Below are 12403 nucleotides of genomic sequence, written 5' to 3' on the forward strand. Positions count from 1 at the left end.
GCTGCGCCCCGCACACCGGATGCGCCCTGCACACGGGTTGCGGCCCGTAGAGCCTTCGCGCCACGCGCAGCCTTCGCGCGCCGTACAGCCCTTGAGAGAGGAACGATGACTTCCATGGCCGATGCCCCCACCGGCAAGGTGACCTTCGTCGGTGCCGGACCCGGCGCCGCCGATCTGCTGACCTTCCGGGCCGCCCGGGCCATCGCGGAGGCGGACGTCGTGATCTGGGCGGCCAGCCTGGTGCAGGCCGAGGTGCTGGACCACGCCCGCGCGGAGGCGGAGATCCTCGACTCGGCCGCCATGTCCCTGGAGGACGTCGTCGCCGTGTACGAGCGGGCCCTCGCGGAGGGGTTGAAGGTCGCCCGGATCCACTCCGGTGACCCGGCGCTGTGGGGCGGCACCCAGGAACAGCTCGACCGGTGCCGTGCGTTGGGCATCGAGACCGAGATCGTGCCGGGTGTGTCGTCGTTCTCCGCGGTCGCCGCGCTCGCCCAGCGGGAGCTGACGATCCCGGAGGTCGCGCAGTCGGTGATCCTGACCCGGCTCGGCGGGGGCAAGACGCCCATGCCGCCGGGTGAGGAGGTACGGGAGTTCGCGCGGCACGGCACGACGATGGCGATCTTCCTGTCGGCCGCGCGCAGCGGCCAGTTGGTGCGGGAGCTGCTGGAGGGCGGCTATCCGACCGGTACCCCGGTGGTCATCGCCTACCAGGCGACCTGGCCGGAGGAGCTGGTCGTGCGGTGCACCGTCGAGACGCTGGAGGAGACGGTCAAGGAGCACAAGCTCTGGAAGCACACCCTGTTCCTGGTCGGCCCGGCCCTCGACGCGGAGGGCACCCGCTCGCACCTGTACCACCCCGGCCACTTCCACGGGTACCGCAAGGCCGACCCCGAGGCGCGCAAGGCGCTGCGGGAGGCGCGCGGCCGGGGCGGCACGCCGTGATCACCGTCATCGGTACGGGTACGGGGGCGCCCCTCCCCCCGGACGCCGAGGCCGTCCTGGCCGGGGCGGCCCTCGTCGTGGGCGGACGCCGGCATCTGGCGGCGGCCCCGCTCCCGGCGACGGCCGAGCAGGTCGTCCTCGGGCCGCTGGCGCCCGCCCTCCAGGCGATCGAGAAGTACCGGGACCGGCGGGTCGTCGTCCTGGCCTCCGGTGACCCGGGGTTCTTCGGGATCGTGCGGGCGCTCGCCGAACGCTTCGGCGCCGGGGAGCTGGACGTCCGGCCGGGGGTGTCCTCGGTGGCCACCGCGTTCGCCCGGCTGGGGCTGCCCTGGGACGACGCGGTCGTGGTGAGCGCCCACGGGCGTGCGCTGCGGACCGCGCTGAACGTGTGCCGGGCCCGGCCGAAGACGGCGGTGCTGACGGGGCCCGGCAGCGGGCCCGCCGAACTGGGGGCGGGGCTGCTGGACAGCCGGCGGACCCTCGTGGTGGCGTCCGCGCTGGGCGACCCGGAGCGTGAGCGGGTGGAGCGGGTGACACCGGCCGAGGCCGCCGCGCGCGACTGGGGTGCCGAGGTCAGCGTCGTGTTGTGCCTGGACGAGGCGCACACCGTGTCCACCGTGCGGACCGTCGCCGGGGCCCCGGCCGCTCCGGAGGGGTGGGCGCTGGACGAGGACGCGTTCGCGCACCGCGACTCGATGATCACCAAGTTCGAGGTGCGGGCCCTCGCGCTGGCCCGGCTCGGGCCCCGGCTCGGCGACCTGGTCTGGGACGTCGGCGCGGGCTCCGGCTCGGTGGCCGTGGAGTGCGCGCGGCTCGGCGCGGCCGTCACCGCCGTCGAGCGGTCGGCGGACGGTGCCGAGCGGGTCCGCGCCAACGCCGCCGCGCACGGCGTCGACGTGCACGTGGTGCACGGGACCGCGCCGGACGCGCTGGCCGATCTGCCCGACGACCCCGACGCCGTGTTCATCGGCGGCGGGGGGCGCGAACTGGCCGCGATCGTCAGCGCGTGCGCGGAGCGGGCCCGGCGGACCGTGGTGGTCGCCATGGCCGCGCTCGACCGTGTCCCGGCGGCCCGCGAGGCGCTCGTCGCGGCCGGGCTGACCTGCGACGGGGTCCTGCTCCAGGCGTCCCGGCTCGCGCCGCTGCCAGGGGACGTGACCCGGCTCGCGGCGACCAATCCCGTTTTCCTGCTGTGGGGCGTGAGGCCCCCGGCGCACTGTGAAGGAGTTGACCGGTGATCGGCCTGATCTCCGCGACCGCCGCGGGGGCCGTTGCCGCCCAGCGGCTCGCCTCGGCGTGGCCCGAGCGGACCCGTCTGTACGAGGGGCCCGTACGGGACGCCGTGGGGCGCGCGTTCGGCGAGTGCGAGCAGGTGGTGTGCTTCCTCGCCACGGGGGCCGTGGTGCGGCTGATCGCGCCGCTGCTCGCGGACAAGGGCACCGATCCGGGCGTCGTGTGCGTCGACGAGGGCGGGCGGTTCGCCGTGTCGCTGGTCGGCGGGCACGCGGGGGGCGCCAACGCGCTCGCCGTCGAGGTGGGCGAGGTGCTCGGCGCCGAGCCGGTCGTGACCACGGCCACCGACGCGGTCGGGGTGCCCGGCCTGGACACGCTCGGGATGCCGGTCGAGGGGGACGTGGCCGGGGTCTCCCGGGCCCTGCTCGACGGTGAGGACGTGGAGCTGGACCTGGAGATCGCCTGGCCCCTGCCCGCGCTCCCTCCGAACGTACGGCGCCCGGCACCGGACGCGTCGGCCGAGCGCGGAGGGCCGGCGATCGTCGTGACCGACCGCGTGCCGGCCGGTGGACGGGTGAGCGGACCGGAGGAGACGCTCGGCACCGACCGGGCGGGGGTTAGAGAGGACACACTCGGCACCGACCTGGCAGCCGGGACGGAGGAGACGTTCGGCACCGACCGGGCGGGCGTCACGGAGGAGACGCCAACGGCAGGCAGCCCCGGAGACGCGGGCGAACCGCTCGGCGCCGTCCCTCACCGCGGCGCCGGTGACGCGCGGGTGGTGCTCCGTCCGTCGTCCCTCGTGGTGGGTGTCGGGGCGTCCAGGGGCGCCCCCGCCGACGAGGTGCTCGGGCTGATCGAGAGCGCCCTGCGCGACGCCGGCCTCTCCCCCCGGTCCCTCGCCGAGCTCGCCACCGTCGACGCCAAGGCCGACGAACCCGGTCTCGTCGAGGCCGCCGCGCGTCTCGGTGTCCCGCTGGTCACGTACTCCGCCGAGGAGTTGGCCGCGGTCGAGGTGCCGAACCCGTCGGACGCGCCGCTCGCCGCCGTGGGCACCCCCTCCGTCGCGGAGGCCGCCGCCCTCGTCGGCGGAGGTGAACTCATCGTCCCCAAGCGGAAGTCGGAACGGGCGGACGGCAGGCCCGCGATGGCGACCTGTGCCGTCGTACGGCGGCCGGCGCGGGGGCGGCTCGCGGTGGTGGGGCTCGGACCGGGCGCCCGGGACCTGCTGACGCCGCGCGCGAAGGCCGAACTGCGCCGGGCCTCCGTGCTCGTCGGGCTGGACCAGTACGTCGACCAGATCCGGGATCTGCTCCGGCCCGGCACCCGGATTCTGGAGTCCGGGCTGGGCGCGGAGGAGGAGCGGGCGCGGACCGCGGTCGCCGAGGCCCGTCGGGGACAGGCCGTGGCCCTGATCGGGAGCGGCGACGCCGGGGTGTACGCCATGGCCTCGCCCGCGCTCGCCGAGGCGTCCGACGACATCGACGTGATCGGTGTGCCCGGGGTGACCGCCGCCCTCGCGGCCGCCGCGATCCTCGGGGCGCCGCTCGGGCACGACCATGTGTCGATCAGCCTGTCCGACCTGCACACGCCGTGGGAGGTCATCGAGCGGCGGGTGCGGGCGGCGGCCGAGGCCGACATCGTGGTGACGTTCTACAACCCGCGCAGCCGGGGCCGGGACTGGCAGCTGCCGAAGGCCCTCGCCATCCTCGCCGGGCACCGTGAGCCGACGACGCCCGTCGGCGTCGTACGGAACGCCTCCCGGCCGGACGGGTCGCACCGGTTGACGACCCTGGCCGCGCTCGACCCGGCGACGGTCGACATGATGACCGTGGTGACCGTGGGCAACACGGCGACCCGTGACATCGCGGGCCGCATGGTGACGCCGCGCGGCTACCGCTGGCAGGAGAACCCGGAGGGCGCCGAGTGAACCATGTGGTCCACCCGACCGCGCCGTTTCGGCGACCGGCCGCCCACCGGTCCGCCTCGTACCCCGAGGCGACCGTGACGGGCGGGCCGGCGCCGGCCGCCGCGCCCGTCGCCCCGCAGCACCACCCCGTTCGAGACTCCGAGGAGAAATCGTGACCACCCCGCCGCCCGCCCTGCTCATCGCCGGTCATGGCACCCGGGACGATGCCGGAGCCGAGGCGTTCCGCGACTTCGTCCGGGAACTGGGGCGCCGCCACCCCGAACTGCCCGTCGCGGGCGGCTTCATCGAGCTGTCCCCGCCGCCGCTGGGCGAGGCCGTGGCCGACCTGGTGGAGCGGGGTGTGCGGCGGTTCGCCGCCGTGCCGCTGATGCTGGTGTCCGCCGGGCATGCCAAGGGCGACATCCCGGCGGCGCTGGCCCGCGAGAAGGAGCGGCACCCGGGGATCACGTACACCTACGGCCGTCCGCTCGGCCCGCACCCGGCGCTGCTGAGCGTGCTGGAGCGGCGGCTGGACGAGGCGCTCGGCGGTGCGGGCCGCAGCCCCGAGGACCGTGCGGATGTGACCGTGCTGCTGGTGGGGCGCGGCTCGACCGACCCGGACGCCAACGCCGAGGTGTTCAAGGCGGCCCGGCTGCTGTGGGAGGGGCGCGGCTACGCGGGCGTGGAGACGGCGTTCGTGTCGCTGGCGGCGCCGGACGTGCCGAGCGGTCTCGACCGGTGCGTGCGGCTGGGCGCCAAGCGGATCGTGGTGCTGCCGTACTTCCTGTTCACCGGCATCCTGCCGGACCGGGTGCGGCAGCAGACCGAGGGCTGGGCTGCCGCGCACCCGGAGATCGAGGTACGGTCGGCCGATGTCATCGGTCCGGAACCGGAGTTGCTCGATCTGGTCATGGAGCGCTACCGGGAGGCCCTGGAGGGTGATCTGCGGATGAACTGCGACTCCTGCGTCTACCGGATCGCGCTGCCCGGGTTCGAGGACAAGGTGGGGATGCCGCAGCAGCCGCACTTCCACCCGGACGACGACGGGCACCACCACGGCCACCACCATCACGGGGGACACACGCACTCCCATGCACACTGAACACCGGAGCGGTTCCCGGCGTGCGGGGCACGACCTGCGGCATCACGGTGACGCCGAGGTGCGGGACGACGGGGCCGGGCTCACCGACCTCGCCGTGAACGTGCGGGCCGGCACGCCGCCCGCCTGGCTGCGGGAGCGGATCGCCGGGTCGCTGACCGGGCTGGCCGCCTACCCCGACGGGCGGTCCGCCCGGGCGGCGGTGGCCGCCCGGCACGGGCTGCCACCCGAGCGGGTGCTGCTCACGGCGGGCGCCGCCGAGGCGTTCGTGCTGCTGGCGCGGGCCCTGACGGTCCGTCGGCCGGTGGTGGTGCATCCGCAGTTCACGGAGCCGGAGGCGGCGCTGCGGGACGCCGGGCACAACGTGGACCGGGTGCTGCTGAGGGCGTCGGACGGCTTCCGGCTGGACCCGGAGGCCGTGCCCGAGGACGCGGACCTGGTCGTCGTCGGCAACCCCACCAACCCGACGTCGGTGCTGCACCCGGCCGAGGCGATCACACGGCTGGCCCGTCCCGGGCGGACGCTGGTGGTGGACGAGGCGTTCATGGACGCGGTGCCGGGCGAGCGGGAGGCGCTGGCCGGGCGGACGGACGTGCCCGGTCTGGTGGTGCTGCGCAGCCTCACCAAGACGTGGGGCCTGGCCGGGCTGCGGATCGGCTATGTCCTCGCCGCGCCGGAGACGATCGAGGAACTGGAGCGGGCGCAGCCGCTGTGGCCGGTGTCGACGCCGGCGCTCGCGGCGGCCGAGGCGTGCGTGTCCGACCGGGCGCTGGCGGAGGCGGCCGACGCGGCGTATCGCGTCGCCGCCGACCGGGCCCATCTGGTGGCGGGGCTCAAGGAGTTCGCCCCGGACGGCCTGACCGTCGCCGAGCCCGCCGAGGGGCCGTTCGTCCTCGTCAGCGTGGATCGCGCGCCGGCCGTGCGCCGCCATCTGCGGACCCTGGGCTTCGCCGTGCGCCGGGGCGACACCTTCCCCGGCCTGGACGAGAACTGGCTGCGGCTGGCGGTCCGTGACCGTACGACGGTCAACAGCTTCCTCCAGGCGCTGGACCAGGCGATGACGCTGGCGGACCGTTGAGCGGAGGAGCTCGACGGCCCGTCGGCCGACCCTGCGGGGCGGGGGCCACCGGGCCACTGCCCCTGAGGTCCTGTCCCACGTACGCCCGCACGACGCCGTCGTCGAGCGGGCCGGGGTTCTTGGGGGAAGTGTGTGTCAGGCGGTGATCGTGCCGTTCAGCACGACCCGTAGGGGCGCCGCCAGGGCGCGGACGTCGTCGCGGGGGTCCTCGGCGTAGACGACCAGGTCCGCCGGGGCGCCCTCCTCCAGGCCGGGGCGGCCGAGCCAGGTCCGGGCGTCCCAGGTGGTCGCGGCGAGGGCCCTCAGCGGGGGGATGCCGGCCTTGACCAGTTCGGCCACCTCGTCGGCGACCAGACCGTGCGGGAGGCTGCCGCCGGCGTCGGTGCCGACGAAGACGGGGATCCCGGCGTCGTAGGCGTTGCGGACGGTGTCGTAGCGGCGCTCGTACAGGTTCCTCATGTGGGCGGACCAGACGGGGAACCGGGCCTCGCCGCCCTCGGCGAGCTTCGGGAACGTGGCGATGTTGACCAGGGTGGGCACGATCGCGACGCCGCGGGAGGCGAACAGCGGGATCAGGTCGTCGGTGAGGCCCGTGGCGTGTTCGACGCAGTCGATGCCCGCCTCGACGAGGTCGCGCAGCGAGGACTCGGCGAAGCAGTGGGCCGTGACACGGGCGCCCAGGCGGTGGGCCTCGGCGATCGCCGCCTCGACCGCGCCGCGCGGCCAGCACGCCGCCAGGTCGCCCATCTCGCGGTCGATCCAGTCGCCGACCAGCTTCACCCAGCCGTCACCGCGCCGGGCCTCCCGGCCGACGTACGCGACGAGGTCGTCCGGCTCGATCTCGTGGGCGTAGCCGCGGATGTAGCGGCGGGTACGGGCGATGTGCCGGCCTGCGCGGATGATCTTCGGGAGGTCGTCGCGGTCGTCGACCCAGCGGGTGTCGGACGGGGAGCCCGCGTCACGGATCAGGAGGGTGCCGGCGTCGCGGTCGGTCAGCGCCTGCTTCTCCGCGGTGCCGGCGTCGACCGGGCCGTGCGCGCCGAGGCCGACATGACAGTGGGCGTCGACCAGGCCGGGCAGCGCCCACCCCTCCACCGTCCGCACGTCCCGCGTGGCGGCGGGACGGTCGTAGGAGACCCGGCCGCCCACGACCCACAGCTCGTCCCGGACATCGTCGGGCCCGACGAGGACCCGCCCCTTCACACGCAGCACAGCACGCTCGTTCATACCCCGCACCCTAGCCAGGGGCTGCTCGCCATCGGGGGGTGCGGGTGAGTGAGGGCTGGTCGCGCCCACTCGGCGGAGCCGCGCATGTCACCGCCCGCGCCCCTGAAAAGCGGCCAGGGGCCGCGCCCCGTGCTCTACCTGAAGGGGCGGGCCGCAGGCCCGTTCCCCTCAGGGGCGCGGGGAACTGCGCGAGACACCACGAACCACCCGCACCCGCCGACGCACCCGGACCCCGGACGCGCGTGGGCGTCACCGCTCCACCCACGGCGGCGGCCCCTCGAAGCCGAGGGCGTGGACGTCGAAGAGCACCGCCGCCTCGACCCCGAGGGCCTGGCCGCCCCGGTGGGCCGCCCAGGTCAGGAAGGGGCGGGGTTCGAAGCCCTGGGCGCCCAGCCCCTTGGTGTACTCGGCGTGGGCGGCCAGGGAGGCGATGCCCCGCTCCAGGGGTTCGCCGGTGACGTCCACCCCGTGGGTCGGGTGCTCGGCCCCGGCGACGGCCACGAAGCGGACCCCGCCCCAGGGTTCGAGGCCCTCCTCGGCCAGCTCCGGGAAGATCCACCGGTTGCCCGCGTCGCGTGCCGCGTCGAGCGCGGCGAGGCCCACGACCCGGTGGTCCGCCTGGTTCACCACTCCGGCGACCATCCGCACCGTGTACGCCCCGGTCACCACGACCTCCGGCCGGTGCCGCCGGATCGCCCGCACGATGTCGCGGCGCAGGGCGGGCCCGTACTCGATCGTCCCGTCCCGGTGGTCGAGGAACTCGACCACGTCCACGCCCACTTCGCGGGCCCCGGCCCGTTCCTCGGCCTCGCGCAGCGGGCCCGCCTCGTCCGGGTGGAGTCCGTCGATGCCGGCCTCGCCGCGGGTGGCCAGCAGATAGGTGACCCGCTTGCCCGCCGCCGTCCAGCGGGCCACGGCGGACGCCGTCCCGTACTCGATGTCGTCTGGGTGCGCCGCCACGGCCAGACAGCGGTCCCAGTTCTCCGGCAGCGGGGCCGGTCGCGGGCCGGCGCCGGGGCCGCCCGCGTCGTCGAGAGTCGTCATGCCCCGAATGATGACGGGTGGAGCGCTCTGGGCGACAGAAGCGCGTATGCCCTTTTCAGTCGCTTCCGCCCACCTGGTTGGACGTCTCCTCCTCCACCTCCGCCATCGCGGGGTCGAGGAGACGGGACAGGAAGTGGCGGGTGCGCTCGTGCCGGGGCGCGCCGATGACCCGGGCGGGGACGCCGTCCTCGACGATCACGCCGCCGTCCATGAAGACGACACGGTCGGCGACCTCGCGGGCGAAGGTCATCTCGTGGGTGACGACCATCATCGTCATGCCCTCCTGCGCGAGCCTGCGCATGACCGCCAGGACGTCGCCCACCAGTTCCGGGTCCAGGGCCGACGTCGGCTCGTCGAAGAGCATGACCTCGGGGCCCATGGACAGGGAGCGGGCGATCGCCACGCGCTGCTGCTGGCCGCCGGAGAGGGAGGAGGGGTAGGCGTCCGCCTTCTCGGCGAGACCGACCCGCTCCAGGTTCTCGGCGGCCACCCGCGCCGCCTCCGCCTTGCCCCGCCTGAGGACCCGGCGCTGCGGGAGCGTGAGGTTCTCGGTGACCGTGAGGTGCGGAAAGAGGTTGAACTGCTGGAATACCATGCCGATGCGGCGGCGTACGGCGTCGATGTCGACGTCGGGGTCGGTCAGTTCGGTGCCGCCGACGAAGACCTGGCCCTTCGTGGGTTCCTCCAGGAGGTTCACACAGCGCAGCAGGGTCGACTTGCCGGAGCCGGACGGGCCGATGACACAGACGACCTCGCCGCGGCCGATCTCCAGGTCGATGCCCTTGAGGACCTCGTTGTCGCCGAACGACTTGTGCAGGGCGCGGACCTGGATCTCGGGGTGTCCGCCCAGCGTCTTCGCGGTCATTTCACGGCCTCCTGGGCCTTCGCCTCCATACGGCGCACGACGAAGCCGAGCGGGATGGTCACCAGCAGGTAGCACAGGCCGGCGACCAGGATGGGCGTGGAGTTGGCGGTGGTGCTGGCCAGGTCCCGCCCGTACTTGGACAGTTCGCGCTCCTCCAGGGTGACCCCGAGGAACAGCACCAGCGAGGAGTCCTTGAAGAGGAGGACGAGTTCGTTGGTGAGCGGCGGGAGGATGATCCGGAACGCCTGCGGGATGATGATCGAGACCATCGCGCGGGCGGGCGAGAACCCGAGCGAACGGGCCGCCTCCATCTGCCCCTTGGGGACGGCCTGGATGCCCGCGCGGATCGTCTCCGCCATGTACGCCGCCGCGACCAGGCCCAGCGCCAGGGCGACCTTGCCGTAGGTGCCGCCGACGATCTCCGTGCCCGGGAAGGCCAGCGGGACGGCGACCCCGATGAAGATGAAGATCAACAGGGCGGGCAGACCGCGGAAGATCTCGATGTACACGCCGGCGAACCACCGGTACGGGCCGACCGACGACAGCCGCATCAGGGCGATCACCATGCCGAGCACCAGGCCGACGGCGAAGCCGGACAGGGTGTAGAGCACGGTGTTCTTCAGCGCCAGCGTGATGACGTCCGGGAACATCTGCTCGGCGATGTCCGCCTGCGCGAACTGGTTCTTCAGCCGGCCCCAGTCCGCCGAGACCGCGAAAGCGATCACGGCGGCGACGAAGACGACGTACTGCGCGCCGCGCGACAGACTGCGCTTCTGCCGCCGGGTCAGCCCCTTCTTCCTGGGCTGGACCACCGCGTCCGTGTCGGTCATGGGTCAGGAGGCGGACGCGGACGGGGAGGCGGACGCGGCGCTCTCGTCATACGGGCCGATCCACTTCTCGTACAGCTCGCGGTACGTCCCGTCGGATTTGGCCTCGGAGAGCGCCTTGTTGACGGCGGCGAGGAGCTTGGTGTTGCCCTTCCTGACCGTGAAGCCGTACTGCTCACCGGTGTTGACGTTGTCCGCGACCTCGAAGGCGTCGGCGTTGGCCTTGTCCTTCAGCCAGCCCTGGACGACCGGGTAGTCGATGACGACGGCGTCGACCTGGCCGGAGCGCAGTCCGTTGAGGACGGCGTCGGAGGACTCGAAGGAGACCGGGTCGAGGCCCTGGCTCTTGGCGTAGTCCTCGCCGGTGGTCTGCGCCTGGGCGCCGACCTTCTTGCCCTTGAGGTCCGCGAAGGAGCCGATCCCGGCGCCCTTGTCGGCGAGGACGGCCTGGGTGGCGTCGAAGTACGGGTCGGAGAAGTCGACGTTCTTCTTGCGCTCGTCGGTGATCGTCATACCGGCGGCGGCGAGGTCGCACTCACCGGAGTTCAGGAAGGCGCCCGTCTTGAAGTTCTCGAACGGGGTGTCGCGGATCACCTGCTTCACACCCAGGTCCTTGGCGACGAGGTCGATCAGCGCGACGTCGAAGCCCTGCACCTTGCCGTCGATCTCCGACTGGAACGGCGGGTACGGGAGGTGGGTGCAGGTGGTCAGCTGACCCGCCTTGACCAGCTCGACCCCGCCGGCGGCCGTCTTGGTGCCGCTGCCGCCGTCGTCGGTCGAGGTGCAACCGGCCACGAGCAGCAGTCCGGCCGCGGCGGTGGTGGCGGCCAGGATGCGGGTCCGGCGTGCGAGGACCGAGTTCACGGGGAGACCTCCTGTGGGGAACATAGGCATCCGATTATAAGGAGATGTTTGACTTACTCAAACCAATCCGATGGTCATTGGGCCGTTCGGCCTCAGAAGTCATCGGTGCGGGGCGGCAGATGCGCTTGGATTCCGGGGGCGGGGATCGACGGACGGTACTGCCGGACGCGCCGATTACGCTCGACGTACGTCGACCCATTCGGCCCACCCTGGACACCATCTACCCCAGTGAGCGAAGAGAGCACCCTGTGACGCACGCGTTTCTGGATCTGGCCCCGTTGACCGCGGCGCGCTTCGCGTCGATCGAGGACCGGGTGGCCCGGCTGCTCTCCACGGAGCAGGACGTGGTGATCACCCAGGGCGAGGCGCTGCTGCCGCTGGAGGGGGCGATCCGCGGGGCCGCCGGACCCGGGACGACCGCCCTGAACGTGATCACGGGCCCCTACGGGCAGACCTTCGGCGACTGGCTGCGGGACTGCGGGGCGACCGTCGTCGACCTGGCCGTGCCCTTCCACACGGCGGTCACCGCGGAGCAGATCCGGGACGCCTTCGCCGCGCACCCGGCCATCGACTTCGTCTCCCTGGTGCACGCGGAGGCGGCGACCGGCAACACGAACCCCGTCGCCGCGATCGGTGAGGTCGTCCGTGAGCACGGCGCGCTCTTCTACCTGGACGCGGTGGCCTCCGTCGGCGCCGAGCCGGTACTGCCGGACGCGTGGGGTGTCGACCTGTGCGTCATCGGGGCACAGAAGGCGATGGGCGGTCCGGCCGGTGTCTCCGCGATCTCGGTGAGCGAGCGGGCGTGGGCCCGGATGGCCGCGAACCCGCACGCCCCGCGCCGCTCCTACCTGTCGCTCCTCGACTGGAAGGAGCGCTGGATCGACGGCGGCCGCCGCGCGCTGCTGCACGCCCCGGCCCAGTTGGAGATGCTCGCGCTGGAGGCGTGCCTGGAGCGCATCGAGTCGGCGGGCCTGGACACGGTGATGGCCCGCCATGCCTCGGCCGCCGCGGCCACCCGGGCGGGGGCACTCGCGCTGGGCGGCGGTCTGGAGCCGTATGTGTGCGAGGCGCGCGACGCGGCCCCGGTCGCGACGACCCTGCGGGTGCCGGACGGTGTCGACGCGTCCGAGCTGGTCGCCAAGGCCCTCACCGCGGACCCCGCGCTGCCGCTGGCCGCGGGCGGCGGCGCCCTCGCCCGCGAGATGGTCCGCGTCAACCACTACGGCCCCGACGCGACATGGGGCGCCGTGCACTCCAGCCTCGCGGGCCTCGGTTCGGCGCTGGCGGAGTTCGGGGTACGGGTGGACCTGGATGC

General features: G+C 73.8%; 11 protein-coding genes. 6 read left to right on the top strand and 5 right to left on the bottom strand.

From position 1 onward, the window contains the following. The first annotated feature begins 114 nt into the window (after positions 1–114). From cobM to cobC, 5 genes are all read left to right on the top strand, one after another. A complete protein-coding gene (gene cobM / locus AOK15_RS20355; protein ID WP_055518900.1) occupies positions 115–942 on the top strand; it encodes a precorrin-4 C(11)-methyltransferase in 828 nt (275 codons plus the stop codon). After that, the gene (locus AOK15_RS20360; RefSeq protein ID WP_055518902.1) at positions 939–2180 is read left to right on the top strand and encodes a bifunctional cobalt-precorrin-7 (C(5))-methyltransferase/cobalt-precorrin-6B (C(15))-methyltransferase; all 1242 of its coding nucleotides are present in this window, start codon (positions 939–941) and stop codon (positions 2178–2180) included. Before cobM ends, AOK15_RS20360 begins: the two co-directional genes overlap by 4 nt. Beyond that, complete coding sequence (cobJ, locus tag AOK15_RS20365) at positions 2177–4105, top strand: precorrin-3B C(17)-methyltransferase (protein ID WP_055518905.1); 1929 nt, start codon at positions 2177–2179, stop codon at positions 4103–4105. Before AOK15_RS20360 ends, cobJ begins: the two co-directional genes overlap by 4 nt. A 151-nt stretch (positions 4106–4256) precedes the next feature. Continuing rightward, complete coding sequence (locus AOK15_RS20370) at positions 4257–5186, top strand: sirohydrochlorin chelatase (RefSeq protein ID WP_055518907.1); 930 nt, start codon at positions 4257–4259, stop codon at positions 5184–5186. Then, positions 5176–6261 carry an Rv2231c family histidinol phosphate aminotransferase CobC gene (gene cobC / locus AOK15_RS20375; RefSeq protein ID WP_055518910.1) on the top strand — a complete coding sequence of 362 codons (1086 nt, stop codon included), beginning with the start codon at positions 5176–5178 and terminating at the stop codon, positions 6259–6261. Before AOK15_RS20370 ends, cobC begins: the two co-directional genes overlap by 11 nt. 135 nt (positions 6262–6396) lie before the next feature. On the opposite strand, the gene AOK15_RS20380 is transcribed toward cobC, so the two are convergent. From AOK15_RS20380 to AOK15_RS20400, 5 genes are all read right to left on the bottom strand, one after another. Continuing rightward, entirely contained in the window at positions 6397–7488 is a 1092-nt protein-coding gene (locus AOK15_RS20380; RefSeq protein ID WP_055518913.1) for an amidohydrolase family protein, read from the bottom strand. Positions 7489–7737: 249 nt separating this feature from the next. Then, positions 7738–8532, bottom strand: a complete 795-nt coding sequence (locus AOK15_RS20385) for a PIG-L deacetylase family protein (RefSeq protein ID WP_055518916.1) — start codon at positions 8530–8532, stop codon at positions 7738–7740. Between the two features lie 55 nt (positions 8533–8587). Then, positions 8588–9397: an amino acid ABC transporter ATP-binding protein gene (locus AOK15_RS20390; protein ID WP_055518918.1), complete on the bottom strand. Its 810-nt coding sequence runs from the start codon at positions 9395–9397 to the stop codon at positions 8588–8590. Further along, entirely contained in the window at positions 9394–10227 is an 834-nt protein-coding gene (locus tag AOK15_RS20395) for an amino acid ABC transporter permease (RefSeq protein WP_055518920.1), read from the bottom strand. The genes AOK15_RS20390 and AOK15_RS20395 overlap by 4 nt, the downstream gene beginning before the upstream one ends. Before the next feature lie 3 nt (positions 10228–10230). Further along, positions 10231–11088 (bottom strand): ABC transporter substrate-binding protein, encoded by an 858-nt coding sequence (locus tag AOK15_RS20400; RefSeq protein ID WP_055518922.1) that lies wholly within the window; start codon positions 11086–11088, stop codon positions 10231–10233. 248 nt (positions 11089–11336) lie between these two features. On the opposite strand from AOK15_RS20400, the gene AOK15_RS20405 reads away from it, so the two are divergent. Continuing rightward, the coding region (locus tag AOK15_RS20405) for a pyridoxal-phosphate-dependent aminotransferase family protein (RefSeq protein WP_055518924.1) at positions 11337–12403 on the top strand (1067 nt) is incomplete at its 3' end.

It is taken from the genome of Streptomyces ossamyceticus (assembly GCF_001418475.1).
GTDB lineage: Bacteria > Actinomycetota > Actinomycetes > Streptomycetales > Streptomycetaceae > Streptomyces > Streptomyces ossamyceticus.